At 65.7% G+C, this 26,663-nt stretch carries 25 protein-coding genes; 10 read left to right on the forward strand and 15 right to left on the reverse strand.

Annotated features, from left to right (window positions below; all coding sequences use genetic code 11):
* Positions 1-4 precede the first annotated feature (4 nt).
* The 5 genes from G370_RS0111455 to G370_RS0111475 all read left to right on the forward strand — a co-directional run bounded on the left by G370_RS0111455 (position 5) and on the right by G370_RS0111475 (position 5,754).
* Complete coding sequence (locus tag G370_RS0111455; RefSeq protein ID WP_019660722.1) at positions 5-1,303, forward strand: ABC transporter permease; 1,299 nt, start codon at positions 5-7, stop codon at positions 1,301-1,303.
* A 20-nt stretch (positions 1,304-1,323) separates the two neighbouring features.
* Positions 1,324-2,541, forward strand: coding sequence for an ABC transporter permease (locus tag G370_RS0111460; protein WP_019660723.1), 1,218 nt, complete (start codon positions 1,324-1,326; stop codon positions 2,539-2,541).
* Positions 2,542-2,557: 16 nt separating this feature from the next.
* Entirely contained in the window at positions 2,558-2,935 is a 378-nt protein-coding gene (locus G370_RS0111465) for a PDZ domain-containing protein (RefSeq protein ID WP_019660724.1), read from the forward strand.
* A 123-nt stretch (positions 2,936-3,058) separates the two neighbouring features.
* Positions 3,059-4,405: a sigma-54-dependent transcriptional regulator gene (locus G370_RS0111470; RefSeq protein WP_026347097.1), complete on the forward strand. Its 1,347-nt coding sequence runs from the start codon at positions 3,059-3,061 to the stop codon at positions 4,403-4,405.
* Positions 4,402-5,754: a sensor histidine kinase gene (locus G370_RS0111475; RefSeq protein ID WP_019660726.1), complete on the forward strand. Its 1,353-nt coding sequence runs from the start codon at positions 4,402-4,404 to the stop codon at positions 5,752-5,754. The genes G370_RS0111470 and G370_RS0111475 overlap by 4 nt, the downstream gene beginning before the upstream one ends.
* 68 nt (positions 5,755-5,822) lie before the next feature.
* Here G370_RS0111475 and G370_RS0111480 read toward each other — a convergent pair whose 3' ends face one another.
* Positions 5,823-6,356, reverse strand: coding sequence for a GNAT family N-acetyltransferase (locus G370_RS0111480; protein ID WP_019660727.1), 534 nt, complete (start codon positions 6,354-6,356; stop codon positions 5,823-5,825).
* A complete protein-coding gene (gene glmU / locus G370_RS0111485) occupies positions 6,325-7,692 on the reverse strand; it encodes a bifunctional UDP-N-acetylglucosamine diphosphorylase/glucosamine-1-phosphate N-acetyltransferase GlmU (RefSeq protein ID WP_019660728.1) in 1,368 nt (455 codons plus the stop codon). The genes G370_RS0111480 and glmU overlap by 32 nt, the downstream gene beginning before the upstream one ends.
* Before the next feature lie 83 nt (positions 7,693-7,775).
* On the opposite strand from glmU, the gene G370_RS0111490 reads away from it, so the two are divergent.
* Positions 7,776-8,159 (forward strand): GtrA family protein, encoded by a 384-nt coding sequence (locus G370_RS0111490; protein WP_019660729.1) that lies wholly within the window; start codon positions 7,776-7,778, stop codon positions 8,157-8,159.
* Between the two features lie 151 nt (positions 8,160-8,310).
* On the opposite strand, the gene G370_RS0111495 is transcribed toward G370_RS0111490, so the two are convergent.
* The 9 genes from G370_RS0111495 to G370_RS0111535 form a co-directional block, all read right to left on the reverse strand.
* Entirely contained in the window at positions 8,311-8,733 is a 423-nt protein-coding gene (locus G370_RS0111495; RefSeq protein WP_005419509.1) for a F0F1 ATP synthase subunit epsilon, read from the reverse strand.
* 113 nt (positions 8,734-8,846) lie between these two features.
* Positions 8,847-10,253, reverse strand: coding sequence for a F0F1 ATP synthase subunit beta (gene atpD, locus G370_RS0111500; RefSeq protein ID WP_005419510.1), 1,407 nt, complete (start codon positions 10,251-10,253; stop codon positions 8,847-8,849).
* 37 nt (positions 10,254-10,290) lie between these two features.
* Positions 10,291-11,154 (reverse strand): F0F1 ATP synthase subunit gamma, encoded by an 864-nt coding sequence (gene atpG / locus G370_RS0111505; protein WP_005411129.1) that lies wholly within the window; start codon positions 11,152-11,154, stop codon positions 10,291-10,293.
* 97 nt (positions 11,155-11,251) lie between these two features.
* Positions 11,252-12,799 (reverse strand): F0F1 ATP synthase subunit alpha, encoded by a 1,548-nt coding sequence (gene atpA / locus G370_RS0111510; protein ID WP_005419511.1) that lies wholly within the window; start codon positions 12,797-12,799, stop codon positions 11,252-11,254.
* A 44-nt stretch (positions 12,800-12,843) separates the two neighbouring features.
* Positions 12,844-13,371, reverse strand: a complete 528-nt coding sequence (locus G370_RS0111515) for a F0F1 ATP synthase subunit delta (RefSeq protein WP_019660730.1) — start codon at positions 13,369-13,371, stop codon at positions 12,844-12,846.
* Between the two features lie 2 nt (positions 13,372-13,373).
* Positions 13,374-13,844: a F0F1 ATP synthase subunit B gene (locus G370_RS0111520; protein WP_005419512.1), complete on the reverse strand. Its 471-nt coding sequence runs from the start codon at positions 13,842-13,844 to the stop codon at positions 13,374-13,376.
* 106 nt (positions 13,845-13,950) lie between these two features.
* Entirely contained in the window at positions 13,951-14,256 is a 306-nt protein-coding gene (gene atpE / locus G370_RS0111525) for a F0F1 ATP synthase subunit C (protein WP_005411133.1), read from the reverse strand.
* 73 nt (positions 14,257-14,329) lie between these two features.
* Positions 14,330-15,130, reverse strand: a complete 801-nt coding sequence (atpB, locus tag G370_RS0111530; RefSeq protein WP_005411134.1) for a F0F1 ATP synthase subunit A — start codon at positions 15,128-15,130, stop codon at positions 14,330-14,332.
* Positions 15,131-15,161: 31 nt separating this feature from the next.
* The gene (locus G370_RS0111535; protein WP_026347098.1) at positions 15,162-15,527 is read right to left on the reverse strand and encodes a hypothetical protein; all 366 of its coding nucleotides are present in this window, start codon (positions 15,525-15,527) and stop codon (positions 15,162-15,164) included.
* Positions 15,528-15,985: 458 nt separating this feature from the next.
* Here G370_RS0111535 and G370_RS0111540 point away from each other — a divergent pair, with 458 nt between their 5' ends.
* Positions 15,986-16,804 (forward strand): hypothetical protein, encoded by an 819-nt coding sequence (locus tag G370_RS0111540; RefSeq protein WP_019660733.1) that lies wholly within the window; start codon positions 15,986-15,988, stop codon positions 16,802-16,804.
* Between the two features lie 442 nt (positions 16,805-17,246).
* On the opposite strand, the gene lpdA is transcribed toward G370_RS0111540, so the two are convergent.
* The 3 genes from lpdA to G370_RS0111555 form a co-directional block, all read right to left on the reverse strand.
* Positions 17,247-19,055, reverse strand: a complete 1,809-nt coding sequence (lpdA, locus tag G370_RS0111545) for a dihydrolipoyl dehydrogenase (protein ID WP_019660734.1) — start codon at positions 19,053-19,055, stop codon at positions 17,247-17,249.
* Positions 19,056-19,162: 107 nt separating this feature from the next.
* The gene (gene aceF / locus G370_RS0111550; protein ID WP_019660735.1) at positions 19,163-20,881 is read right to left on the reverse strand and encodes a dihydrolipoyllysine-residue acetyltransferase; all 1,719 of its coding nucleotides are present in this window, start codon (positions 20,879-20,881) and stop codon (positions 19,163-19,165) included.
* A gap of 167 nt (positions 20,882-21,048) precedes the next feature.
* Entirely contained in the window at positions 21,049-21,564 is a 516-nt protein-coding gene (locus G370_RS0111555; protein WP_019660736.1) for a DNA-deoxyinosine glycosylase, read from the reverse strand.
* A gap of 186 nt (positions 21,565-21,750) precedes the next feature.
* Here G370_RS0111555 and G370_RS0111560 point away from each other — a divergent pair, with 186 nt between their 5' ends.
* The 3 genes from G370_RS0111560 to glpK all read left to right on the forward strand — a co-directional run bounded on the left by G370_RS0111560 (position 21,751) and on the right by glpK (position 25,703).
* Entirely contained in the window at positions 21,751-22,386 is a 636-nt protein-coding gene (locus G370_RS0111560; protein WP_019660737.1) for an OmpW/AlkL family protein, read from the forward strand.
* A 226-nt stretch (positions 22,387-22,612) separates the two neighbouring features.
* A complete protein-coding gene (glpD, locus tag G370_RS0111565) occupies positions 22,613-24,100 on the forward strand; it encodes a glycerol-3-phosphate dehydrogenase (RefSeq protein WP_019660738.1) in 1,488 nt (495 codons plus the stop codon).
* Between the two features lie 103 nt (positions 24,101-24,203).
* Positions 24,204-25,703, forward strand: a complete 1,500-nt coding sequence (gene glpK / locus G370_RS0111570) for a glycerol kinase GlpK (protein ID WP_019660739.1) — start codon at positions 24,204-24,206, stop codon at positions 25,701-25,703.
* Between the two features lie 141 nt (positions 25,704-25,844).
* Here the strand turns inward: glpK and G370_RS0111575 are convergent, their stop codons facing one another.
* Complete coding sequence (locus G370_RS0111575; protein WP_019660740.1) at positions 25,845-26,639, reverse strand: MetQ/NlpA family ABC transporter substrate-binding protein; 795 nt, start codon at positions 26,637-26,639, stop codon at positions 25,845-25,847.
* Positions 26,640-26,663 lie beyond the last annotated feature (24 nt).

Raw genomic sequence — 26,663 nt, forward strand, 5'->3', positions numbered from 1 at the left:
GGCCATGTTCGCCTACTACGCCCGACTGGCGGTGCGCAGTTTCCGCCGCAACAAGGTCCTGACCGCGCTGATGGTGGTGGCCATCGCCCTCGGCATCGGTGCCTCGATGACCACCCTGACCGTGTTCCATGTGCTGTCCGGTGACCCGATTCCCGGCAAGAGCGACCGGCTGTTCTACGTGCAGCTCGATGCCGCGACCGGCGCCTATGTCGCGGGCGAGGAACCGGAAACCCAGTTGACCCGCTTCGACGGTGAAGCGCTGCTGCGCGAGGCCAAGGGCGAGCGCCAGGCGCTGATGAGCGGCGGCGGCGGCACCATCGAACCGGACAACAGCACCCTCAAGCCCTTCAGCATCGACACTCGCTGGACCTCGGCCGATTTCTTCCCGATGTTCGAGGTGCCGATGCAGTACGGCCGCCCCTGGACGCGCGAGGACGATGAAGGCCGCGCACGCGTGGTGGTCATCTCCAAGGCGCTCAACGACAAGCTGTACCAGGGCGCCAACAGCGTGGGCCGCGACCTGCGCATGGAAGGCCAGAGTTACCGCATCGTCGGCGTGATGAAGGAATGGAGCCCGGAGCCGCACTTCTACGACCTGACCACCGGCAGCTACGGCAAGAACGAGGACCTGCTGCTGCCGATCTCCACCTCGTTCGACCTGAAGCTGGGCAGCAACGGCAACATGAACTGCTTCGGCGAGAATCCCGATGGCAACAGCTACTCGCTCAACGCACCCTGCGCGTGGCTGCAGTACTGGGTGGAGATGGACCCGGCCAAGGCCACCGACTACCGCCGCTACCTGGAGAACTATTCGAGCCAGCAGCGCCAGGCCGGCCGCTTCAAGCACCCGCCGAACGTGCGCCTGCGCACCGTGATGGAATGGCTGGACTTCAACGGCGCGGTGCCCAGCGACGTGCGCCTGCAGCTGTGGCTGGCACTGGGTTTCCTGGGTGTCTGCCTGGTCAACACGGTGGGCCTGCTGCTGGCCAAGTTCCTGCGCCGCAGCGGAGAGATCGGCGTGCGCCGCGCACTCGGTGCCAGCCGTGGCCAGATCTTCCTGCAGTGCCTGGTGGAAGCCGGCGCGGTCGGCGTGGTCGGGGGCGTGCTGGGCATCGGCCTGGCCCTGCTCGGCCTGTTCGCGGTGCGCCAGCAACCGGTGGAGTACGCAAAGCTGGCCCACCTTGACGGCAACATGCTGCTGCTCGCGCTGGGCCTGACCCTGTTCGCCAGCCTTGCCGCCGGTTTCCTGCCTGCCTGGCGCGCCATGCAGGTCACTCCGGCCATCCAGCTCAAGTCGCAGTAAGCAACCGAACGAGGACTCCCATGGACATCCGCCCCATCCTCAGCACGCTGCGCCGGCACAAGACTGCCGCTGCCCTGATCGTGCTGGAAGTCGCACTGACCTGCGCCATCGTCTGCAACGCGCTGTTCCTGGTCAGCCAGCGCGTGGAGAAGATCAGCATGCCCAGCGGCATCGCCGAGAACGAACTGGTGATGCTCCGCGTCAGCGGCATCGGCAAGCAGACCGATGCCATGGCCCGCACCCGTGAGGACCTGGCGTCATTGCGTGCGCTTCCCGGCGTCAGCAACGTCACCATCATCAACCAGGTGCCTTTCCGCAACGGCTCGTCCAGCAGCAGCATCTCGCGGGAGATCGACCAGGAACGGCCGACCACCAACGCTTCGATGTACACCCTGTCCGAGAACGGGCTGGCCACGATGGGCATCAACCTGATCGCCGGCCGCGATTTCCTGCCCGGCGAGTACCAGAACTTCGAAGACGCCAGCAAGGGGGGCGCCAAGGAAAACGCCATCCCGGTCATCCTCACCCAGGCCACCGCCGCCAAGATGGAACCCAACGGCAGCGCGCTGGGCAAGACCTACTACATGGGCAAGCAGCCGCTGCACGTGGTCGGCATCGTCGACACGCTCAGCACGCCCAACGGCTGGAATGACAACTGGACCAACTCGATGCTGCTGCCCATGCGGCGCACCTTCGACGAGGGTGGCACCTATGTGCTGCGCACTTCGCCGGAACGCCGCCAGGAGGTGCTTGATGCGGGGGCTGCTGTACTGGAGCGCAACGACCCCAACCGGCTGATGCGCGACAAGCTGACCTATGAAGACCAGCGCAAGGACTTCTTCAAGAACGACCGCGCGATGGTTGGCCTGCTGATCACCGTCAGCGTCTCGCTGCTGGTGGTCACCGCACTGGGCATCATCGGCCTGGCCAGCTTCTGGGTGCAGCAGCGCAGCAAGCAGATCGGCATTCGCCGCGCACTCGGTGCCACCCGCGGGCAGATCCTGCGCTACTTCCAGACCGAGAACTTCCTGCTGGCCTCGCTGGGCATCGTGCTGGGCATGCTGGCGGCCTACGCGATCAATCTGGCACTGATGAACCTGTACGAGCTGCCACGCATGCCCCTGTACTACCTGCCGCTGGGCGCGCTGCTGCTGTGGGTGCTGGGCCAGGTCGCGGTGTTCGGGCCGGCCCGGCGCGCGGCAGCGGTCCCGCCCGCAGTTGCCACGCGGGGCGCGTGAGATGCGTGCCTGCCGGATGCTGTTGATGGCACTGCTGCCACTGCCGGCGCTGGCCGGCGGTGGCAGCTCGCAGACGCTGGAATGGCGCCAGGATGCCGCGCGGCTGTCACTGCGCTCGACCGAGGGCCAAGTGCGCGTGGGGGCTGCCAGCCCGGAAGCACGCTTCGGCGTGCGCAGCGGTGATCGCATCCTCCGCGTGGACGACACGGCGGTGCGCCGGGTCGAACATCTGGCCGAGGCACTGCGCCATTCCCACGCCGCCACCGCCTATCTGTTGCTGCGCCGCGACAGACGCGAACTGACGGTGGCGGTCGACGCCGCAGCCTGGCGCCAGGCACTGGAAGTGCCGCCGCCACCTGCGCCGCCAGCGCCCCCGGCGCCTCCCCGGCGCTGAGCAGGGGCCGCTCCTGCACAGCCACGGGTTTGGCTATGCTTGATGGGTGGCGCCGGGCTCTCCCGGTGCGTGGACACGAACGGCTCCAACGGCGCCGCCCATCCCTTTCTGCAGAACCGTTTGATGCCTGCGATCCTGATCATCGACGACAACGCCAGCGTGGGCACCGCGCTGGACGTGCTGTTCTCCCTGCATGACATCGACACCCTGCAGGCGCAGAGCCCGGCCGAAGGGCTGGCCCTGCTCGAGTCGCAGCCGGTTGATCTGGTGATCCAGGACATGAATTTCAGCGAGGACACCACCTCCGGCGAGGAGGGCGAAGCGCTGTTCGCACAGATCCGCGCGCGCCACCCGGACCTGCCGGTGATCCTGCTCACCGCCTGGACCCACCTGAGCAGCGCGGTGGACCTGGTCAAGGCCGGTGCCGCCGACTACCTGGCCAAGCCCTGGGACGACCGCAAGCTGCTGACCACGGTCAACAACCTGCTCGAGCTGTCCGAGGCACGCCGCGAGCTGGACCGGCGGCGCGCGCGTGAGCTGCGGCAGCGCAACGCGCTGGAAGAGAAGTACAAGCTCTGTGGCGCGGTCTTTGCAGATCCGGCCAGCGAGCGCGTCATCGCGCTCGCCTGCCAGGTCGCGCGCTCCGAACTGCCGGTGCTGATCACCGGTCCCAACGGCGCTGGCAAGGAGAAGATCGCGCAGATCATCCAGGCCAACTCGCTGGTGGCCAAGGGCCCGTTCATCACGGTCAACTGCGGCGCATTGCCGTCGGAACTGATCGAAGCCGAACTGTTCGGTGCCGAGGCCGGTGCGTACACCGGCGCCAACAAGGCACGCGAAGGCAAGTTCGAGGCCGCCGATGGTGGCACCCTGTTCCTGGATGAGATCGGCAACCTGTCGCTGGGCGGGCAGATGAAGCTGCTGCGTGTGCTGGAAACCGGCCGCTTCGAGCGTCTTGGCTCCAATCGCGAGCGCCAGGTCAAAGTCCGCGTGGTCAGTGCGACCAATGCCGACCTGCCGGCGATGATCCGCGACGGCACCTTCCGCGAAGACCTGTACTACCGCCTCAATACGGTGGAACTGGTACTGCCACCATTGGCCGAACGCCCGGGCGACATCGTGCCGCTGGCCGAGCGCTTCCTGACCGCCGGCAAGCCGCTGTCCAGCGCCGCCACCGCGGCCCTGCAACGGCACCCCTGGCCCGGCAACGTGCGCGAACTGCGCAACGTTATCCAGCGCGCCGAGCTGCTGGCGACCGGCAACCGCATCGAAGTGGCCGACCTGAACCTGCCGCGTGCCGCACCTGCTTCGCGACCGGCGCCCAGTGCCGGCAATGATCCTGACCGTGCTCGCATCGAGGATGTGCTGGCGCGCAACCACGGCGTCATCGCCCAGGCCGCCGCCGAACTTGGCCTGAGCCGCCAGGCGCTGTACCGGCGCATGGACCGGCACGGCATCCCACGCGAATGAAGCGGCGTTCGTTCACCTTCCGTCTGTTCCTGCGCCTGCTGCCGGTGCTGGCGCTGGCCGCCGCGTTGCCGTGGCTGCTGGCGTACTGGATGGACCACGGCTGGGTTGTGACCACCGTGTCGGCACTGATCCTGCTGTCGCTGATGTGGTGGACGCTGCGCCGTGCCACCGCCCCCGTGCGGTCACTGATGCGGGCCCTGGCGGGCACCACCAGCAGCTATCGCGACGGCGAATACAACTTCGGCGTGCACTGGCCCGGCAATGACGAGCTCGGCGACCTGGTGCAGGCACACCGCGAACTGGGTGATGTACTGCGTGCACAGCGGCAGGGCCTGGTGCAACGCGAGCTGCTGCTGGACACAATGGTGCAGAACACGCCGGTGGCGATGCTGCTGATCGCCTCCGGCGGCGATGGCATCGCCCGCGTGGTGTTCTCCAACTTGGCCGCGCGCAAGTTGCTGCATGGCGGCTGGAAGCTGGAAGGACAGCGCCTGGAGGACGTGCTGGAACAGGTGCCGGTGGAACTGCGCGATGCCATCGCCCGCGGCGGCGACAGCCTGTTCGCGGTGCATGCGGAAGGCGAAGACAGCGACGAGGATGACGAACAGGTCTATCACCTCTCACGTCGTTCTTTCCACCTCAATGGCCGTCCGCACGACCTGTTGCTGGTACGCCTGCTCACCGCCGAGCTGCGCCGCCAGGAAGTGCAGACGTGGAAGAAGGTGATCCGGGTGATCAGCCATGAGCTGAACAACTCGCTGGCACCGATCGCTTCGCTGGCACACTCCGGCGGAGTGCTGGTGCAGCGCGAGCGCTTCGATCGGCTGCCGGAGATCTTCACCACCATCGAAGACCGGGCGCGCCATCTGGAAGGTTTCATTCGCGGCTATGCGCGTTTTGCCAAGCTGCCGCAGCCGCAGTTGCAGACCGTGCACTGGGCCCCCTTCCTGTCCAGCCTGCGCCAGCAGATTCCGTTCACCATGGAGCGCGAGCCGGACGAGGAACTGAGCAGCCGCATCGACATCGCGCAGTTCGGGCAGGCGTTGTTGAACCTGTTGAAGAACGCGCATGAGGCCGGCGCCGAAGCCGATCCGCCCAATGATGACGTGCAGGTGCAGCTGACGCGGTTGCCACAATGGCTGCGCCTGGATGTGCTGGACCGTGGCAAGGGCATGAACGAGCAGGTGCTGCAGAACGCGCTGATGCCGTTCTATTCCACCAAGCGCAACGGCACCGGGCTGGGGCTGGCGTTGACCCGCGAGATCGTGGAGGCGCACGGCGGGCGTGTGTCACTGCAGAATCGTGGCGATGGCGGGTTGTGCGTCTCGATCCTGCTGCCGGTGGGGTGAGTTGCCGACTTGGCTCGGTCTGCCAGTAGATCCACGCCATGCGTGGATGTGCCGACCAGGGTCGGCACCTACCAGACCCGCCGCATCGCCACCCGCAGGTGCATCGGAAACCCGAGCGCAGCCTCTTCGGCCATAACCGACTGCAGCCCGGCATCCCACTCCGCCTCCGGCACTTCAACGAATCCTTCGCTGGCATAGAAAGGCGCATTCCACGGTACGTCGATCAACGTTGTCAGCACCGCTGACGCGTAGCCGTCGGCCCTGGCCTGTGCCAACGCATGGCGCAACAACGCGCGGCCATGGCCTTGCCGCCCGTGTGCAGGATCCACATCCATCTGCAGCACATGGAACTCGCCTGCCAATTCTCCCGCCAGCACGTAGCCGGCAATGCCGCCGCCGGCCGCATCCACCACCCACAACTGCCCGCGCTCAAGGCCGTACTGCAGTGTCGCCAGGTCCAGGCCGTGGCCGGTGAACACCCGATAGGCTTCGTGGTCCCTGAGCAGTTCGCCAGCGCGCTGTTCAATGCCCGGCAGCAGGCCGAGCTCGTCGGCGTGCGGAATGCGTGCCTCAGGCCTTCTTGAGCGGGCGCTTCCAGCCATCGATGGTTTCCTGCCGTGCACGTGCCAGTGTCAACTTGCCATCAGGCGCGTTGCGGGTAATGACCGAGCCGGCGGCGATGGTCGCGCCTTCGCCGATCAGTACCGGCGCGACCAGCGAACTGTTGGAGCCAATGAATGCGTTGTCGCCGATGGTGGTGGTCGACTTGTTTACGCCGTCATAGTTGCAGGTGATGGTTCCTGCACCGATGTTGACCTTGCTGCCGATCACCGCGTCGCCCAGATAGGTGAGGTGGTTGGCCTTGCTGCCCACACCGAGGGTGACCTTCTTGGTCTCGACGAAGTTGCCGACGTGCACGCCATCGGCCAGCACGGTGCCCGGGCGCAGCCGTGCGAACGGGCCAATCTGCGCAGCGCCTTCGGTGACCACGCCGTCCAGATCACAGTGCGCACGCACTTCGGTGCCTGGCCCCAGGTTGACGTCCTTCAGCCTGTTGAACGGGCCTACGGTGACGCCGTCACCGAGCACGATGTTGCCTTCAAGGACAACGTCGACATCGATCAGCACATCGCTGCCCACGGTGACGGTGCCACGGATATCCAGGCGTGCCGGGTCGCGCACGCGCGCGCCCTGTGCGCACAGTGCACGCACCGCACGGCGCTGCCAGGCGCGCTCCAGCTGCGACAGCTGCCAGGGATCATTTGCCCCCTCGGCCTCCTGCACATCGGCGACCAGCGCCATCTCGGCCGGGGTGTACTCGTTCGCGGCGAACGCGAACACGTCAGTGAGGTAATACTCGCCCTGGGCGTTGCTGTTGGACAGCTGCGACAGCCAGCGGCGCAGCGCGGTCGACTCGGCGGCGATGATGCCGGTATTGATCGTGCGCACGCGCAGCTGGTCGTCAGTGGCGTCCTTCTGCTCGACGATGGAGCCGACCTTGCCCTCCGCATCGCGCAGCACGCGGCCGTAACCGGTTGGGTCATCGAGCTCGGCCACCAGCACGGACAAGCGGCCTGGCTGGGCCAGCAGGTGGCGCAACGTGTCCGCGCGGATCAGCGGCACGTCGCCGTACAACACCAGCACCTGCGCCGCATCGGGCACCTGCGGCATCGCCTGCGCCACGGCGTGGCCGGTGCCGAGCTGCTGCGCCTGTTCGGCCCACTGCAGGTCGGGCTGGTCGGCGAAATACTGCCGCACCGCCTCGCCACCATGGCCATGGACCACGTGGATCGCCGTAGGCTGCAACTCGCGGGCCACATCGATCACATGCGCCAGCATCGGCTGGCCGGCGATCGGCTGCAGCACTTTCGGCAGCACCGACTTCATGCGCTTGCCCGCGCCAGCGGCGAGGATGATGACGTGCAGGGGTTGGGTCATGGAAAAGGCGGTCCGTGGTTCGTTGCAGATGATTCTAGAGCGTGGGCCGTTAACATGGGCATCCCGCCTCCTTCACCACGCTGATGGGCCTCGTCCGCCAGGGAAGCACCTATCTCGTCATCGGGCTCGTGCAGCTGCTGGTCGATTGGCTGGTGTTCGTGGCCGCCAGTGCGCTGGGCATGCCGGTCGCGCCGGCCAATATCACCGGCCGCTTGGCCGGCATGCTGCTGGGCTTCTGGCTCAACGGCCGCTACACCTTTGCCGAGGCCGGTGCCCGCAAGCTGGGATGGAAGCGATTCGCACGCTTCTTCGGGCTGTGGCTGCTGCTGACGGCAGCGAGCACGCTGCTGGTCAGCCTGGTCGACCAGGCGTTGGGCCTGCAGTACACGTGGCTGGCCAAGCCGCTGGTGGAAGGTGGGCTGGCCTGCGTGTCGTTCCTGTTGATGCGCTACGTGGTGTATCGCTGAGACGGGGCGGGATCCGGGATGCCGGATCGGGATCGGCATCGGCATCGGCATCGGCATCGGTAGAGTCGACTCTACCCAGTCGGCGCTGCCCCGCCAGCACAAACAAGAACGCCGGCACAGGGCCGGCGTTCTCGTGGGTGCAGCGCGAACCTCAGTGCTTGAGATTCTTGCGCAGGCGTTCCAGTGCCTGCAGCTGGACGACGGCCTCGGCCAGCTTCTGCTGGGCTTCAGCCACTTCCATCGCTTCGCCGCGGTTGGCCAGGATGCGTTCGGCTTCTTCCTTGGCCTTGCGGACCGAGGCTTCGTCGATGTCCTGCGCGCGGATCGCGGTGTCGGCCAGCACGGTCACCACCTGCGGCTGCACTTCCAGGATGCCGCCGGAAATGGCGAAATCCAGCTGCTCGCCATTCGGCGTGGTCACCACCACCTTGCCCGGCTTCAGGCGGGTGATCAGCGGCGCGTGCTTGGGCGCGATGCCCAGTTCGCCCAGCTCACCGGTGGCCACGACCAGGGTCGCTTCGCCACGGAAGATTTCCTGCTCGGCGCTGACGATGTCGCAACGGATCGTGCTCATGCAAATCTCTTCGCTGTTCGCGGCGGCGCAATGCCACCGTGGGGGTCCACCGGCGCGGGCGGTTGCCCGGCGCCGGCGTCAGGTCGGGCAGGATCGCTCCCGCCCGTCCCGGATCAGGCCTTCTCGGCCATCTTCTTGGCCTTCTCGACCGCTTCTTCGATGCCGCCGACCATGTAGAACGCCTGCTCCGGCAGGTGGTCGTACTCGCCATCGACGATGGCCTTGAAGCCACGGATGGTGTCCTTCAGCGGCACGTACTTGCCCGGCGAACCGGTGAACACTTCGGCCACGTGGAACGGCTGGCTGAAGAAGCGCTCGATCTTACGGGCGCGCGACACGGCCTGCTTGTCCTCTTCGGACAGTTCGTCCATGCCCAGGATCGCGATGATGTCCTTCAGTTCCTTGTACTTCTGCAGGGTCTGCTGGACACGCTGGGCGGTGTCGTAGTGCTCGTGGCCGATGACCAGCGGATCCATCTGGCGGCTGGTGGAGTCCAGCGGATCGACGGCCGGGTAGATACCCAGCGAGGCGATCGAACGCGACAGGGTGACGGTCGAGTCCAGGTGGGCGAAGGTGGTCGCCGGCGACGGGTCGGTCAGGTCGTCCGCGGGAACGTAGACGGCCTGGATCGAGGTGATCGAACCGTTCTTGGTCGAGGTGATGCGCTCCTGCAGGACGCCCATTTCCTCGGCCAGGGTCGGCTGGTAACCCACGGCGGACGGCATACGGCCCAGCAGTGCCGACACTTCGGTACCGGCCAGGGTGTAGCGGTAGATGTTGTCGACGAACAGCAGGACGTCCTTGCCCTTGCCGTTTTCGTCCTTCTCGTCGCGGAAGTACTCGGCCATGGTCAGGCCGGTCAGGGCGACGCGCAGACGGTTGCCCGGCGGCTCGTTCATCTGGCCGTACACCATCGCCACCTTGTCCAGGACGTTGGAGTCCTTCATTTCGTGGTAGAAGTCGTTGCCCTCACGGGTACGCTCACCCACGCCGGCGAACACGGACAGACCGCTGTGCGCCTTGGCGATGTTGTTGATCAGCTCCATCATGTTGACGGTCTTGCCGACGCCGGCGCCGCCGAACAGGCCGACCTTGCCGCCCTTGGCGAACGGGCACATCAGGTCGATGACCTTGATGCCGGTTTCCAGCAGCTCGGTGGCCGGGGACTGGTCTTCATACGACGGCGCAGCGCGGTGGATTTCCCAGTTGTCGCTGGCAGCGACCGGGCCGGCTTCGTCGATCGGACGGCCCAGCACGTCCATGATGCGGCCCAAGGTGCCGGCGCCGACCGGCACCGAGATGCCACGGCCGGTGTTGACGGCAACCAGGTTGCGCTTCAGGCCGTCGGTGGAACCGAGGGCGATGGTACGCACCACGCCGTCACCCAGCTGCTGCTGGACTTCGAGGGTGATCTCGGTGTTTTCCACCTTCAGTGCGTCGTACACCTTCGGCACCGATTCACGCGGGAATTCGACGTCGACGACCGCGCCGATGATCTGAACGATCTTGCCCTGACTCATTGCTGCATCCTCTAATGTGTGCTTTGAACGAACGCGGTCAGACTGCTGCCGCGCCGCCGACGATTTCGGAGATTTCCTGGGTGATCGCTGCCTGGCGCGCCTTGTTGTAGACGAGCTGCAGGGTGCCGATCAGCTTGTTGGCGTTGTCGCTCGCCGCCTTCATCGCAACCATGCGTGCGGCATGCTCGGAGGCGACGTTTTCCAGCAGTGCCTGGTACACCAGCGACTCGATGTAACGCGTCATCACGTGCTCCAGCACGGTCGCGGCATCGGGTTCGTACAGGTAATCCCAGTCGTGGTGAGCGACCTGCTTCTCAGCCGGCGGCAGCGGCAGCAGCTGATCGAAGCTGGCCTTCTGCACCATGGTGTTCACGAAGCGGTTGTACACCAGGTACACGCGGTCGATCTTGCCTTCGGTGAAAGCGTCGAGCATGACCTTGATCACACCGATCAGCGATTCCAGCTTCGGCACGTCGCCGATGTGGGTCACGCTGCCGACCATGTTGACCTTCACGCGGCGGAAGAAGGTCGAAGCCTTCTGGCCGATGGTCACCAGGTCCACTTCGGCACCCTTGTCCTGCCATGCTTTGGCTTCGCCCAGCATCTTGCGGAACAGGTTGTTGTTCAGGCCGCCGGCCAGGCCGCGATCGGAGGAGATCACGATGAAACCGACCCGCTTGACCTGCTCGCGCTCGACCAGGAACGGATGCTGGTAGTCGGTGCTGGCCTGGGCCAGATGACCGATCACCTGCTTCATCGCCTGCGCGTACGGACGCGAGGTCTTCATCCGATCCTGCGCCTTGCGGATCTTGGAGGCCGAGACCATTTCCAGGGCGCGCGTCACCTTGCGGGTGTTCTGCACGCTCTTGATCTTGGTTTTGATTTCGCGTCCGCTTGCCATCTCTTGTTTCCCGTGGCGCGGGGCTGATGCCCCGCGTTGTTCAACCGTTTGTCATCTGGTCCAGCGGAGCCGGAGGCTCCGCTCTACAGGACCGCGATTACCAGCTGCCGGTGGTCTTGAACTCGGCGATGCCCTTCTTGAAGGCACCTTCGATGTCGTTGTCCCAACCGCCGGTGGCGTTGACCTTGCTGATCAGCTCGCCCTGGGTGTTGGCGAAGTGGGCGTGCAGGCCTTCTTCGAACGCCAGCAGCTTGTTGACCGGCACGTCGTCCAGGTAACCCTCGTTGACGGCGTAGATCGACAGCGCCTGGTTGGCGATCGACATCGGCGCGTACTGCTTCTGCTTCATCAGCTCGGTGACGCGCTGGCCACGCTCCAGCTGCTTGCGGGTCGCTTCGTCCAGGTCCGAGGCGAACTGCGCGAAGGCAGCCAGCTCACGGTACTGGGCCAGCGAGATACGGATACCGCCCGACAGCTTCTTGATGATCTTGGTCTGGGCCGAGCCACCGACGCGCGATACCGAGATACCGGCGTTCACGGCCGGGCGGATGCCGGCGTTGAACAGGTCGGTTTCCAGGAAGATCTGGCCGTCGGTGATCGAGATCACGTTGGTCGGAACGAACGCGGACACGTCGCCGGCCTGGGTTTCGATGATCGGCAGCGCGGTCAGCGAACCGGTCTTGCCGGTGACCTTGCCTTCGGTGAACTTCTCGACGTACTCCTCGGACACGCGGGCAGCGCGCTCGAGCAGACGGGAGTGCAGGTAGAACACGTCACCCGGGTAGGCTTCACGGCCCGGCGGACGCTTCAGCAGCAGCGAGATCTGGCGGTAGGCGACGGCCTGCTTGGACAGATCGTCGTACACGATCAGCGCGTCTTCACCGCGGTCCATGAAGTACTCACCCATGGTGCAGCCCGAGTAGGCGCTGATGTACTGCATGGCAGCCGATTCGGAAGCGGTCGCGGCCACCACGATGGTGTGGGCCAGCGCGCCGTTCTCTTCCAGCTTGCGCACGATGTTGGCGATGGTCGACGCCTTCTGGCCGATCGCAACGTACACGCACTTGATGCCGGTGCCCTTCTGGTTGATCACCGCATCGATCGCCATGGCGGTCTTGCCGGTCTGGCGGTCACCGATGATCAGCTCGCGCTGGCCACGGCCGATCGGGATCATCGAGTCGACCGACTTGTAACCGGTCTGCACCGGCTGGTCGACCGACTTGCGCCAGATCACGCCCGGAGCAACGCGCTCCACCGGAGCGGTCAGGTCGGTGCCCAGCGGGCCCTTGCCGTCGATCGGCTCGCCCAGCGCGTTCACGACGCGGCCCAGCAGTTCCGGACCGACCGGCACTTCCAGGATGCGACCGGTGGTCTTGGCGACGTCGCCTTCGCGCAGGTGCTCGTAGTCACCCAGGACCACGGCGCCGACCGAGTCGCGCTCCAGGTTCAGGGCCAGTGCGAAGGTGTTGTTCGGCAGTTCGATCATTTCGCCCTGCATCACGTCGGCCAGACCGAAGATGCGCACGATGCCGTCGGACACGCTGGTCACGGTGCCTTCGTTGCGCGATTCCGCGGCCAGCTTGACCTTCTCGATGCGGTTCTTGATCAGTTCGCTGATTTCGGAGGGGTTGAGCGTGGTTGCCATCGTCAAGTCCTAGTGCCGGCAGCGGGGCCGGACGTTAAATGAATTCAGTTAGCGAGCGCGGTCTGCAGACGGGCCAGCTTGCCCTTCAGCGAACCATCGATGACCACGTCGCCGGCGTCGATCACGGCGCCGCCGATCAGCGAGGCATCGACCGCGGTGGTCACGTCGACCTCGCGGTTGAAGCGCTTGCGCAGCGCGACCTTGATCGCATCCAGCTCAGCGGCCGACAGTTCGGCGGCCGAGGTGACGGTGGCCTTGACCACGTGCTCGGCTTCGGCGCGCAGGGCGTCGAACATGCCGGCGATTTCCGGCAGCAGCGGCAGACGGTGCGACTCGGCCAGGACGGCCAGGAAGCGCGAGTAGGTCTCGCCGTGCGACACCGGCGCCAGCAGGGCGACGGCGTCGTCACGACCCAGCTCCGGGTTGGCGAGCAGGGCCGCCACGCGCGGGTCGGCGGCGACGTGGGCGGAGAACGCCAGGGCGTCCGACCACGGCGCGAACGCGCCTTCGTCGCGCGCGGTCGCGAACGCGGCGCGGGCGTACGGGCGGGCAAGCGTGAGGGCCTGGCTCATCCTTAGATCTCCGAGGCCAGCTCGTCGAGCAGCGCCTTGTGGGCGTTGGCGTCGATTTCGCGCTTGAGCAGCTTTTCGGCACCGGTCACGGCCAGCGCGGACACCTGCTTGCGCAGGTCTTCACGGGCACGGTTGGCGGCGGCGTCGATTTCAGCCTGGGCCAGTTCCTTCTGACGGGTGGCTTCGGTGATCGCTTCGTTACGGGCAGCATCAACGATCTGGTTGGCACGCGCGTGGGCCTGATCGATGATCTCGTTGGCCTTGGTGCGGGCTTCCTTCAGCGCTTCGTTGACCTTCTCCTGCGCCTGGGCCAGATCTTTCTGGCTGCGGTCGGCAGCAGCGAGGCCCTCAGCAATCTTCTGCTGGCGCTCCTCGATCGCGTTCATCAGCGGCGGCCAGATCTTGGTCGCGATGATCCAGATCAGACCAGCGAAGGCCAGCGCCTGCGCAAGAAGGGTGAAATTGATATTCATGGTTAGCTCGATCGCTGGTTTCAGGGTGGACGCGCCGCCGAAGCGGCACATCCGGCCTTCATCCGAAACCGGGTGCATCAGCACCCGGTCGTCTCAAACCGCTGTATCAGCCGGCCAGAGCCTTGGTGACGGCGCCAGCGAAGGCAGCCGACAGCGGGTTGGCGAAGGCCAGCAGCAGGCCAACGGCGACCGAGATGATGAACGCGGCGTCGATCAGGCCGGCGGTGATGAACATGCGGACCTGCAGGACCGGGATCAGTTCCGGCTGGCGGGCGGCCGACTCCAGGAACTTACCAGCCATGATGGCCAGACCCAGACCGGCGCCCAGCGCGGCCAGGCCGATCATGATGCCGACGGCAAGGGCGGTGGAGCTCTGAATCTGCGCGAAGTTGGTCAGGACGGCGAAGTACATGGTTATCTCCAGGAACTTAAGTTGCTAAGGGTGATGAAACGGATGAAGGTTGAAACGCGTTGAAGCTTGAAACTCAGTGAGCGTCTTCCGACAGGCTCAGGTACACGATCGACAGCATCATGAAGATGAAGGCCTGCAGCGGGATCACCAGCAGGTGGAACAGCATCCAGCCAAGGCCGAACACACCACCGGCAATGGCACCGAAGAAACCGGCACCACCCAGCACCCAGATCAGCAGGAACACGATTTCGCCGCCGAACATGTTGCCGAACAGTCGCATCGCCAGCGAGATCGGCTTGCTCAGCCACTCGACGATGTTGAGGATCAGGTTGAACGGCATCATCCACTTGCCGAACGGCGCCGTCAGGAATTCCTTGATGAAGCCGCCCAGGCCCTTGGACTTGAGCGCGAAGAACAGCATCAGGAAGAACACGCTGATGGCCATGCCCAGGGTGGCGTTGACGTCAGCGGTCGGGACCGGCTTCCAGTAGTGCACGCCCGCCCATTCCAGCGGCTTGGCGATGAAATCGGCCGGGATCATCTTCAGCAGATTCATCAGCAGAATCCAGAAGAAGATCGTGATGGCGATCGGCGTGACCAGCTTGCTCTTGCCGTGGTAGGTGTCCTTGGCCTGGCGGTCGACGAACTCCAGGCAGATCTCGACGAAGGCCTGCCACTTGCCCGGCACGCCGGCGGTGGCCTTGCGGGTCCCCAGCCAGAACGCGACCACGATCACCAGGCCCATCAGGACGGCGGTGAGGAAGGTATCGACGTGGATATGCCAGAACATACCCTCACCCTTGCCGACCGGCGCGGTCAGGTTGTGCAGGTGATGCTGGATGTAGCTGGTAGGGGTTAGAGCCTCGCCCGCCATGTGTCCGGAACCTTCAGTTAATTGAATTCTGTCAACGCCTGGCCATGGCCAGGACCTGGAACATCAAGCCGACGGCGATACCGGCCAACAGCGCCAACGCAGGCAGCTTGAAGACCAGGAACCCCACCAGCAGGACGCCGAAAACCACGACCCACTTGGCCACGATCGCAATGATCAGGCGAGCCATCGCCGATCCTGCGGCCACCGCACCTCCGCCCAGCGCCATCCGTGCTGCAACCCAGCCACCGGCCGAAATGGCCACACCAGACGCCAGCGCGCCGAAGGCATATTTCGGACCCACCAGCAGGAAGGCCAGGGCCAGGACAGCGACCGCGGCCAGCGGGTAGACCGCGGCGCGCAGCATCAGTCGCCGACCCGCGTCAACGGAGTTCAGCACAGGACGTCCCGCGTGGTTGCATGTGGAGGGTTGAGGCGGCTACAGCAGGGGGGGCCTCATCGAGCCGCCAAATTATAGCAATGGGACAATTTGCGAGACAACCGCTGCCTGTTCATCCCGGGAAGGCGCAAGTTGCGGTAACGGTTACATTTTTGCGTACCACCGGGGGGACAATGACGTCCGCACGATGTTGCACCGCAGTATTGAACTTTGGTCGCAGTCGACGGAACTTTCACCGGATGCGCCGGTCCGATTACTCGACCTGCCTGCAGCATCCTCGTCGGCTCCACCCCGCAGGTCCCACGATGGCCCCGAAGCCCGTCTCCGGGGCCATCTTTTTGCATCGTCGTGACAGCGCTGAACCGTGCACACGCCGTGGACCATACGTTCACGGATGGTGGACGGGCCTGTCCCGCACAGTGGTCTTCATTCTGATGAACCACTGCAAGGACTCTTCGATGCGCCCCGTACCCACCCTGCTCGCCCTCTCCCTGCTCGCTGCCGGCGCCTCGTTCGCCAATGCCGCCCACGCCGCCGAAGGCGACGACCGTTTTGCCCTGCGCCTGGGTGCGATGAACATCGACTCGGACAACACCCTCCGCGGCAACACCAACGTGGCCGGCCAGGACATCGGTTTCTCCGAGGACTTCAAGCTGGGTGGCAAGGAGTGGGAGCCGCGCATTGACGGCATGTTCCGCATCAGCAACCGCCAGCGCCTGCTGTTCAACTACTTCAAGTACGACAAGGACCGCCGCGAGACCCTCGGCCAGGACATCTCCTTCGGTGACGTCAGCGTGCCGTCCGGCAGCTTCGTCAAGGGCGAACTGAAGTACCAGGTGGCCAGCCTGGTCTATGACTACTCGGTGGTGGACACCGACACCTTCGACCTCGGCCTGCAGCTGGGTGCCGAGTACGCCAAGGTCAGCACCAAGGCCTACGCCGATCTGGGCACTGTCTATGAAGGCCAGTTCCTCAACGAGAAAACCGACGGCGTGGCGCCGGTGGTCGGTGCACGCTTGAGCTTTACCCCGTCCGAGAAGTGGATGATCACCCTGCAGGGCCAGTACCTCAACACGCGCTGGGGCAGCTTCGATGACTACAAGGGCGACCTGAGCCGCGCCAACGCCATCGTCGACTACCGCTTCACCAGGAACTTCGGCGTGTTCGCCGGCTACGACTGGTTCAAGCTTGATGCGGACAAGAAGGGCAGCGATGGCACCATCGGCCTGAAGCAGGAATTCAAGGGCCCGGTGGCCGGTATCAGCTTCGTGTTCTGACACCCGCCCCTTCCACGGCATTCTCTCTCCTGGCGCGGCCTCCGGAACATCGGGGCCGCGCTTTTTTGTTTGCACGGTCAAGCAGAAGCGGGTTGGTCGAGCGCGGGGGGAGAGGGGCTTGCGAGCGAATGTCCCCCGGCGCCGGCCTGCGGCCGTCACCTCCTCCTTTACTTCGCACGCAAGCCCTCTCCCCCCGCGTGTCAGGCATCCGGGCGGCTTTGGCACTGGCTCTTACTATCCGCAAGCCGAGCCGCTGCGTGGGTGGCAGGCGTTTGGACAAAGTAAAGGAGGAGGCGACCGCCACAGGCGGGCGACGGGGGACATTTGTCCAAATGCCTGCCACCCGCGCTGCGGCCCGAACGCTCGCAATGAGAGTGATCGAGGCTCAACAAAAAAACCCCGGCAAATGCCGGGGCTTTTCATTTGGAACGGCGCAGGCGCCTTACTTCTTCTTCGGCATGTACAGATCGGTGATCGTGCCGTCGTAGATTTCCGAGGCCATTGCCACCGATTCGCTCAGTGTCGGGTGCGCATGGATGGTGTGGCCGATGTCTTCGGCTTCGGCACCCATCTCGATCGCCAGGCCGATCTCGGCCAGCAGGTCACCGGCATGCACGCCGACGATCGCACCACCGATGATGCGGTGGGTCTCTTCGTCGAAGATCAGCTTGGTGAAGCCCTCGGTACGGCCGATGCCGATCGCGCGGCCACTGGCAGCCCACGGGAACTTGGCCACGCCGACCTTCAGGCCCTTGGCCTTGGCTTCGGTCTCGGTCACGCCGACCCAGGCGATTTCCGGGTTGGTGTAGGCCACCGACGGAATCACACGGGCCACCCACTCCTTCTTGTGGCCGGCAGCCACTTCGGCGGCCAGCTTGCCTTCGTGCGTGGCCTTGTGGGCCAGCATCGGGTTGCCGACGATGTCGCCGATGGCAAAGATGTGCGGCACGTTGGTGCGCATCTGGCGATCCACCGGGATGAAGCCACGCTCGGTGACCTGCACGCCGGCCTTCTCGGCATCGATCTTCTTGCCGTTCGGCGAACGCCCGACGGCCACCAGCACGCGGTCGAAGGTGCCCTGCGCCAGCGCAGGCGCCTGGCCTTCCTCGGCAGCTTCAAAGGTCACGGTGATGCCCTTGGCATCGGCGGTGACGCCCGAGGCCTTGGTCTTCAGGTGGACTTCGATGCCCTGCTTCTTCAGGCGATCGGCCAGCGGCTTGACCAGGTCCTTGTCGGCGCCCGGCATCAGCTGGTCCATGAACTCGACCACAGTGACCTTGCTGCCCAGCGCGCTGTACACGGTGGCCATTTCCAGGCCGATGATGCCGCCGCCGACGACCAGCAGCGAGCCCGGCACTTCGGCCAGCTCCAGCGCATCGGTGGAGTCCATCACGCGCGCGTCGTCCCACGGGAAGTTCGGCAGCTTCACCGCCTGCGAACCGGCAGCGATGATGCACTTCTGGAAGCGCAGCAACTGGGTGCTGCCGTCAGCGGCGGTGATCTCCATCTCGTTGGCCGAGATGAACCTGCCGACGCCCTGCACGTTGCGGACCTTGCGCTGCTTGGCCATGCCGGCCAGGCCCTTGGTCAGCTGGTTGACGACCTTTTCCTTGTACTGGCGCAGCTTGTCCAAGGTGATGGTCGGCTTGCCGAACTCGACGCCGAAATCACCGGCATGGGCCACTTCGTCGATTACCGCAGCGGCGTGCAGCAGCGCCTTGGACGGAATGCAACCGACGTTGAGGCAGACGCCGCCGAGGCTGGCGTAGCGCTCGACCAGCACCGTATCCAGGCCGACGTCGGCGGCGCGGAAGGCGGCGGTGTAGCCGCCCGGGCCGGAGCCCAGCACGACCATTTCGCATTCGATGTCGGCCGGCTTGCCGCTGGACAGCGCCGGCTTCGGCGCAGCCGGTTCAGCCGGGGCGCGGTGCGATGGGGTCACCGGCGGCTTGCTGGCCGGAGCGGCCGCAGCCGGAGTCGGCGCAGCGGCCTTGGCCGGGGCTTCGGCGGCGCCTTCAGCGTCCAGCACCACGACCACGGCGCCTTCGGACAGGGTGTCGCCCAGCTTGACCTTGATTTCCTTGACCACGCCGGCAGCCGAGGACGGCACTTCCAGGGTGGCCTTGTCCGATTCCAGGGTCACCAGACCCTGATCCTTCTTCACCGTGTCGCCGACGGCGACCAACACTTCGATCACCGGCACATCGCTGTAATCGCCGATGTCGGGAACCTTGACTTCAATCGTGGCCATGGTGGGTTTTCCTCGTGCCCGACCGGCATGGCCGGTGGGCTGTCACTGCATCTGTTCACGCGGCCGCGCCAGGGGCTGCGGCCGCACGGTGGGGGCGAAGCGGTGCTTTACAGCAGCACGCGGCGCATGTCGGCCAGTACCTGCGACAGGTACGTGGTGAAGCGTGCGGCCAGGGCGCCGTCGATGACGCGGTGGTCGTAGCTCAGCGACAGCGGCAGCATCAGCTTCGGCGCGAACTCCTTGCCGTTCCAGACCGGCTGGATGGACGACTTGGAGACACCGAGGATGGCCACTTCCGGTGCATTGACGATCGGGGTGAACGCGGTGCCGCCGATGCCGCCCAGCGAGCTGATCGAGAAGCAGCCGCCGCTCATGTCGGCCGGGCCGAGCTTGCCGTCGCGCGCCTTCTTGGCCAGTTCGCCGGTTTCCTGCGCGATCTGCACCACGCCCTTCTTGTCCACGTCGCGGATCACCGGCACGACCAGGCCGTTCGGCGTGTCGGCGGCAAACCCGATGTGGAAGTATTTCTTCAGGGTCAGGTTTTCGCCGCTGGCATCGAGCGAGGCGTTGAATTCCGGGAACTTCTTCAGCGCTGCGGCGCTGGCCTTGATCAGGAAAGCAAGCATGGTCAGCTTGATGCCGGCCTTCTCGTTCTCCTTGTTCAGCGCCACGCGCAGCGCTTCCAGGTCGGTGATGTCGGCCTGGTCGAACTGGGTGACGTGCGGGATCATCGCCCAGTTGCGGGCCAGGTTCGCGCCGGAGATATTCTTGATGCGCGACAGCGGCTGGACTTCGGTCTCGCCGAACTTGCTGAAGTCGACCTTCGGCCACGGCAGCAGGTTCAGGCCACCACCGGCAGCGACGGCAGCACCGCCGGCAGCCGGCACGCCACCGCTGAGCGCGGCCTTGACGAACTTCTGCACGTCAGCCTTGGTGATGCGGCCGCCCTTCTCGGTGCCGTTGATCTGCAGCAGGTCCACGCCCAGTTCGCGGGCGAACACACGCACCGCCGGGGTGGCATACGGCACCTTGGCCGGCAGCACGCCATCAGCGTTGAACTGCACCGGCGGGCTGGACGGGGTACCGGCCGAGGCGATCTCGCGGGCCGCCAGCTTGTCCGGCTGCGCCGGCACGGCGACCGGCTCGACCTTGGTGGCTGTCTCAGCGGCTGCAGGCGCGGCGGCAGCGGCGGCCTTGGTCGGTGCCGGCGCGGCAGCGCCCTCGGCCTCGATGATCGCAACCACATCGCCCTGCGACAGGTTGTCGCCGACCTTGACCTTGATCTCCTTGACCACACCGGCCACCGAGGACGGCACTTCCATGGTGGCCTTGTCGCTTTCCAGCGTGACCAGGCCCTGGTCCTTCTTGACCGTGTCGCCAACGGCGACCAGGACTTCGATGACCGGAATGCCGGCGTAGTCGCCGATGTCCGGCACCAGCGCTTCAACGGCACCACCGCTGGCAGCCGGAGCAGCCGGGGCAGCTGCGGCCGGGGCCGGCGCGCTCTGGGTAGCGGCAGCCGGGGCAGCGGCCTTGGCCGGCGCCGGCGCGGCAGCCGCCGGCTTGGCGGCTTCCGCTTCGCCTTCAGCCACTTCGATCAGGGCCACGACCTTGCCTTCGGACAGGCTGTCGCCCACCTTGACCTTCAGCTCCTTGACCACGCCAGCCACCGAGGACGGCACTTCCATGGTCGCCTTGTCGCTTTCCAGCGTCACCAGCCCCTGGTCCTTCTTGACCGTGTCGCCGACGGCGACAAGCACCTCGATTACCGGGATATCGCTGTAGTCACCGATATCGGGGACAAGTGCTTCCTTGATTTCGGCCATGGGGATAACTCCGGCAATCTGGTGTAGGGAAACGTCTATTGTGCGGCCAGCGGGGGCCAGCGCCAACCGTTACAGGTGTTTTCAGTACTCACGCAGCCGGGACACGCTGTTGCTCATGGGTTGCGGCCGCGACCAGTCGGTAGCGTATTGTCCGGACGATGTCCGCTTCATGTCGCCAGTGCGTCGGCTACCGGCTGCCAGGCCTGGCGCAGCCGCGGCAGCGACCAGGCCGCGTTGGCCGGGCTGGTGGACGGCAGTGCCAGCAGCCTTGGCGGAGTCTCCAGGCAGGGCAGCACCCAACGCTGGAATGCCTGCACTGACGCGGCGCCATTGCAGCCGACCAGCTTCAGCTCGGGCAACGCGGCGATCAGTTCCGGCAGTGCATTGGGCACTTCCGTGCCACGCACGATGTCCGCATCCAGACTGCCCCGGCGCTCACAGCGGCCGATCACATCCCACAGGCCGATGCCTGCGGCGTTCAACGCCTGCAGCCGCGCTGCATAGGGCAGATCCGCACTGAAGCCACAGATATCGGCCATCAACGGCCAGAAGCGGTTGCGCGGATGCGCGTAGTAACGCTGCTCCTGCAGCGACGCCACGCCTGGCATCGAGCCCAGCAGCAGCACGCGGCACTGCACGTTCACCTGCGCTTGCAGGCCAATGCACAGCGTTGCTTCGCTCACATCTTCTCCAACTGCATGAATGTCAGCGAGGGCCGAAAACCCCATGAATACAGGCATTCCGCACCCGTCGCTGAACAAGGAAAACTATTTTTTAACGTGCGTCGGATTCGATTCATGTTGGGGCGACTACGGTGTGCTCGCCCCGCAACCGGGGGCCCAAAACAAGAAACATTAGGAGATACCCCCATGCGCTCCATCCGTATCCTCAGTCTCGCCCTGCTGACCTCCGCCGCCTTTGCACCGGCCGCTTTCGCCCAGGACAGCAGCAGCACCGACACTGCCTCGGGCAAGCATTTTGCCGTGGTTGGCGGCATCTCGCTGCTGGAACCGAAGAACGACCCGATCACCGGCGTGAAGAAGACCGATGGCGGCCCGGCGCCGACCGTCAGCTTCAGCTACTACATCAACGACAACTGGGCCGTTGAACTGTGGGGCGCTGCCGACAAGTTCGAAAACAAGTTCAAGGGCCCGAACAACGCCCGCCTGGGCTCGGTCGAGCAGCAGCCGGTCGCGCTGAGCGGCCAGTACCACTTCGGCCAGGCTGACAACGTGTTCCGCCCGTTCGTGGGCGTGGGCTACTACCAGTCGAGCTTCAGCAACGAGAAGCTGGGCAACGGCGCTGACACCGACATCCGCTTCAAGGATGCCAAGGGCGTGATCGGTACCGTCGGCGTGGACATGAACATCAACTCCACCTGGTTCGCCCGTGCCGACGCCCGCTACATGCGCGCCCGCCCGGACGTGAAGGTTGGCGGCGAAAAGATCGGCGAAGCCAAGATGGATCCGTGGACCGTCGGCTTCGGCATCGGCGCCCGCTTCTGATCCAGGCTGCACCTGCTTCACTGATGTAACGCGACGGGCCCTTCTGGGCCCGTCGTCGTTTCCGTCACCCGCGTTCCACCTGTAGAGCCGAGCCCATGCTCGGCTGCTTTTATGTAGAGTCGAGCCCATGCTCGACTGCCTTTTTGTAGAGTCGAGCCCATGCTCGACTATCGGGAAAGCAGCCGAGCATGGGCTCGGCTCTAGACAAACAGGGTGCGAAGGCGCGATGGAGGAAGTCGACCTGCTGGTGATCGGTGGCGGCATCAACGGCGCCGGCATCGCCCGTGATGCCAGCGGACGCGGACTGCGCGTCCTGCTGTGCGAACAGCATGACCTGGCCGCGCATACCTCCAGTGCCAGCAGCAAACTGGTCCACGGCGGCCTTCGCTACCTCGAACAGGGCGAATTCGGCCTGGTGCGCAAAGCGCTGGGTGAGCGTGAGACGGTACGCCGGCAAGCCCCTCACCTGGTCCATCCTCTGCGTTTCGTCCTGCCCTGGGAACCGCACCTGCGCCCGCGCTGGATGCTGCGCGCGGGACTGTGGCTGTACGACCATCTGGGCCGGCGCAGCCCTGCGTTTCCCGCATCGCACGCACTGGACCTGCAACGCGATCCGCTGGGTCGCTGGCTCTCCCCCTCGCTGCGCATCGGCTTCAGCTACGCCGATGCGCAGGTCGATGACGCGCGGCTGGTGCTGCTCAACGCCCTGGATGCCGCGCAGCGCGGCGCACAGGTGCGGGTCCGCAGCCGCTGCATCGACCTGCGCCCCGTTCACGGCCGATGGCAGGCCGTTCTGGAATCCGCCGATGGCCAGCCGCACCCGGTGACTGCGCGCGCCGTTGCCAATGCGGCTGGTCCGTGGGCCGGCGGCCTGCTGGAACAGATGCAGGGGCGCGGCGATGGCCCCGCGCTGCGCCTGGTGCAGGGCAGCCACATCGTGCTGCGCCGCCCCTGGCCCAGCGACAGCGCCTGCCTGCTGCAGCAGCCCGATGGGCGCGTGGTGTTCCTTCTGCCCTTCGCCCACGACCACCTGCTGGTCGGCACCACCGACACCGACTATCGCGGTGACCCGGCGCGCTGCAGCGTGCTCCCTGCGGAGGTGACGTACCTGTGTGATGCGGCCAATCGCTACCTGCGTGATCCCATCGCAGCGGAGGAGGTGGCCTGGCGGTTCGCTGGCGTACGCCCGTTGCTGGCCGATCCCGATCCGCGTGAGGCACGACTCAGCCGTGATTACCGCCTGCAGTTGCAGTCCCACCCGGCACCGGCGCTGCACGTGCTGGGAGGCAAGCTCACCACCTACAGGGTGCTGGCCGAGGAAGCGCTGGAGCTGCTGCGGCCGGCGCTGCCGCAGATGGGCCCGGCGTGGACGGCAGGCGGAGACCCGCTGCCTGGCAGCGACTGGGGCGACGCCGCGCAGGCGTGCTCGCGCCTGCAGTTGCTGGCACCGTGGTTGCCCGAGGAAATCGCACGCCGCTGGGCCGACGCCTACGGCAGCCGCAGCGCGGAGCTGCTGCATGGCCTGCAGGGTGTGAACGATCTTGGCGAGGACTTTGGCGGCGGCCTGCACGCGCGGGAAGTCGCTTTCCTGCGTGAGCACGAATGGGCCTCGAATGCCGAGGACGTGCTGTGGCGGCGGAGCAAGCTGGGGTTGCGGCTGGACGCGGCGCAGGTGGCACGGCTGCAGGCGTGGATGGAGCAAGCCAGCGTGTAGAGCCGGGCCATGCTCGGTTGCATCCGCACAACGCAGCCGAGCATGGCCCGGCTCTGCAGGAAGCTGAGGTACCTTACCCCGACCGCTCTACCGGAGACGCTGCATGACGCCCCGCTACGTGCTGGCCATCGACCAGGGCACCACCAGTTCGCGCGCGATCCTGTTCGACCGTGCCGGCGACATCGTCGGCAGTGCACAGCGCGAATTCGCACAGATCTTCCCCAAGCCCGGCTGGGTCGAGCATGACCCGCGCGAGATCCTTACCAGCGTCTATGCCACGCTGACCGAACTGCTCAGCCGCGAACAGATCGATCCGCGCCATATCGCTGCGCTGGGCATCACCAACCAGCGCGAAACCACCGTGGTCTGGGACCGCGCCAGCGGCCAGCCCATCCATAACGCGATCGTCTGGCAATCGCGGCAGAGCCACGCCATCTGCGAGCGGCTGAAGTCCGATGGGCATGAAGCGCTGGTCCGCGAGCGGACCGGCCTGCTGATCGACGCCTATTTCTCCGCGACCAAGGTGCGCTGGATCCTTGACCACGTGGAAGGTGCGCAGCAGCGCGCCGAGCGTGGCGAGCTCCTGTTCGGCACCATCGACAGCTGGCTGGTGTGGAACCTCAGCGGTGGCCAGGCGCACGTGACCGATTACAGCAATGCCGCGCGCACCCTGCTGTTCAACATCCACACGCTGGACTGGGATGAAGACCTGCTGGCGCTGCTGGACATCCCGCGCGCGATGCTGCCGCAGGTGCGCGACTCCAGTGCGGTGTACGCACACACCCGGCCGCAGTTCTTCTTCGACCACCCGATCCCGATCGCCGGCATCGCCGGTGACCAGCAGGCGGCGCTGTTCGGCCAGGCCTGCTTCCAGCCGGGCATGGTCAAGAACACCTACGGCACCGGTTGCTTCATGCTGATGCACACCGGCACGCAGGCGGTACGCTCGCGCAACGGGCTGCTGACCACCATCGCCTGGGGCCTGGACGGGCGCGTGGAGTATGCGCTGGAGGGGTCGATCTTCATCGCCGGCTCGGTGGTGCAGTGGCTGCGCGACGGACTGCGCATGATCGAACGCGCCAGCGACAGCCAGGCGCTGGCCGCACAGGTACCCGACAGTGGCGGCGCCTACCTGGTGCCGGCGTTTGTCGGCCTCGGCGCGCCCTATTGGCGCAGCGATGTGCGCGGCGCGATGTTCGGCCTGACCCGCGGTACCCGCAAGGCGCATTTCGTGCGCGCCGCGCTGGAAGCGATGGCCTACCAGACCCGCGACGTGCTCGATGCAATGCAGTCCGATGCCGGTATCGCGCTGACCGAACTGCGCGCCGATGGCGGTGCGATCGGCAACGACTTCCTGGCCAGCTTCCAGGCAGACATCCTCGGTGTGCCGCTGCTGCGGCCGCGGTTGACCGAAACCACCGCGCTCGGTGCGGCCTATCTGGCCGGCCTGGCCGTCGGGTTCTGGTCCAGCCGCGAACAGATCGCGGCGCAGTGGGGCCTGGACCGGCGCTTCGAGCCACAGATGGAGGTGTCCCGGCGCGAGAAGCTGTATGCAGGATGGCAGCAGGCGGTTGCCGCCACCCTCGCCTTCCACGTGGATTGAAACTGCAATGCCCTGCCCTGCTGCGGCACACGTGGAGTGACACTGTAGAGCCGAGCCATGCTCGGCTGCCGTTGGTGGGGCGCCGCAAAAAACGCAGAGCCGAGCATGGGCTCGGCTCTACAGGGACATTGGCGCCGGCAATCAGAACGCCGGCAGCACCGCGCCCTTGTACTTGGTCTCGATGAAGGCCTTCACCTGCGGACTGGTCAGGGCCTTGGCCAGTTTCTGCACACGGGCGTCGTCCTTGTTGTCCGGGCGCGCGACCAGGAAGTTCACGTAAGGCGAATCCTTGCTCTCGATCGCCAGAGCGTCCTTGGTCGGGTTGAGGCCGGCATCCAGCGCGTAGTTGGTGTTGATCAGTGCCAGGTCCACCTGGTCCAGCACGCGCGGCAGCATCGCCGAGTCGAGTTCGCGGAACTTCAGGTTCTTCGGGTTGGCGGTGATGTCACGCAGGGTCGACAGCGCGTTGGCCGGATCCTTCAGCTCGATCACGCCGGCCTTGTGCAGCAGGATCAGCGCGCGGCTGTTGTTGCTCGGGTCGTTCGGGATCACCACGTCGGCACCGTCGCGCAGCTCGGCCAGCGACTTGACCTTGCGCGAATAGGCACCGAACGGCTCGATATGCACGCCGATCACCTTCACCAGATCGGTCTTGCGATCGCGGTTGTAGGCATCCAGGTACGGCTCGGTCTGGAAGTAGTTGGCGTCCACCTGCTTCTGCACCAGCTGGTCGTTGGGCTGCACGTAGTCGTTGAACACGCGCACGTCCAGGTCCACGCCTTCCTGCTTGAGGATCGGCTTGACCACTTCAAGGATCTCGGCATGCGGCACGGCCGTGGCGGCCACCACCAGCTTCTGCGAGGGCTCGCCGGACGTGCCGCAGGCGGTCAGGGCCAGCGCAGCGGCGAGCAGGGGCAGCAACAGGGTCTTCTTCATGGGCGGAAGGGTTCTCGGGGGGAG

Source organism: Stenotrophomonas hibiscicola ATCC 19867, assembly GCF_000382065.1.
Lineage (GTDB): Bacteria > Pseudomonadota > Gammaproteobacteria > Xanthomonadales > Xanthomonadaceae > Stenotrophomonas > Stenotrophomonas hibiscicola.

Coding starts and splice junctions, on each gene's coding strand:
- G370_RS0111470 (WP_026347097.1), top strand. CDS start 3,059: ATGCCTGCGATCCTGATCATCGACGACAACGCCAGCGTGGGCACCGCG.
- G370_RS0111455 (WP_019660722.1), top strand. CDS start 5: ATGTTCGCCTACTACGCCCGACTGGCGGTGCGCAGTTTCCGCCGCAAC.
- G370_RS0111465 (WP_019660724.1), top strand. CDS start 2,558: ATGCTGTTGATGGCACTGCTGCCACTGCCGGCGCTGGCCGGCGGTGGC.
- atpD (WP_005419510.1), bottom strand. CDS start 10,253: ATGAGTCAGGGCAAGATCGTTCAGATCATCGGCGCGGTCGTCGACGTC.
- G370_RS0111495 (WP_005419509.1), bottom strand. CDS start 8,733: ATGAGCACGATCCGTTGCGACATCGTCAGCGCCGAGCAGGAAATCTTC.
- atpA (WP_005419511.1), bottom strand. CDS start 12,799: ATGGCAACCACGCTCAACCCCTCCGAAATCAGCGAACTGATCAAGAAC.
- G370_RS0111540 (WP_019660733.1), top strand. CDS start 15,986: ATGCGCCCCGTACCCACCCTGCTCGCCCTCTCCCTGCTCGCTGCCGGC.
- glpK (WP_019660739.1), top strand. CDS start 24,204: ATGACGCCCCGCTACGTGCTGGCCATCGACCAGGGCACCACCAGTTCG.
- atpE (WP_005411133.1), bottom strand. CDS start 14,256: ATGTACTTCGCCGTCCTGACCAACTTCGCGCAGATTCAGAGCTCCACC.
- G370_RS0111490 (WP_019660729.1), top strand. CDS start 7,776: ATGGGCCTCGTCCGCCAGGGAAGCACCTATCTCGTCATCGGGCTCGTG.
- aceF (WP_019660735.1), bottom strand. CDS start 20,881: ATGGCCGAAATCAAGGAAGCACTTGTCCCCGATATCGGTGACTACAGC.
- G370_RS0111560 (WP_019660737.1), top strand. CDS start 21,751: ATGCGCTCCATCCGTATCCTCAGTCTCGCCCTGCTGACCTCCGCCGCC.
- atpB (WP_005411134.1), bottom strand. CDS start 15,130: ATGGCGGGCGAGGCTCTAACCCCTACCAGCTACATCCAGCATCACCTG.
- G370_RS0111575 (WP_019660740.1), bottom strand. CDS start 26,639: ATGAAGAAGACCCTGTTGCTGCCCCTGCTCGCCGCTGCGCTGGCCCTG.
- G370_RS0111475 (WP_019660726.1), top strand. CDS start 4,402: ATGAAGCGGCGTTCGTTCACCTTCCGTCTGTTCCTGCGCCTGCTGCCG.
- G370_RS0111460 (WP_019660723.1), top strand. CDS start 1,324: ATGGACATCCGCCCCATCCTCAGCACGCTGCGCCGGCACAAGACTGCC.
- glmU (WP_019660728.1), bottom strand. CDS start 7,692: ATGACCCAACCCCTGCACGTCATCATCCTCGCCGCTGGCGCGGGCAAG.
- atpG (WP_005411129.1), bottom strand. CDS start 11,154: ATGGCAAGCGGACGCGAAATCAAAACCAAGATCAAGAGCGTGCAGAAC.
- lpdA (WP_019660734.1), bottom strand. CDS start 19,055: ATGGCCACGATTGAAGTCAAGGTTCCCGACATCGGCGATTACAGCGAT.
- G370_RS0111520 (WP_005419512.1), bottom strand. CDS start 13,844: ATGAATATCAATTTCACCCTTCTTGCGCAGGCGCTGGCCTTCGCTGGT.
- G370_RS0111515 (WP_019660730.1), bottom strand. CDS start 13,371: ATGAGCCAGGCCCTCACGCTTGCCCGCCCGTACGCCCGCGCCGCGTTC.
- G370_RS0111480 (WP_019660727.1), bottom strand. CDS start 6,356: ATGGCTGGAAGCGCCCGCTCAAGAAGGCCTGAGGCACGCATTCCGCAC.
- glpD (WP_019660738.1), top strand. CDS start 22,613: ATGGAGGAAGTCGACCTGCTGGTGATCGGTGGCGGCATCAACGGCGCC.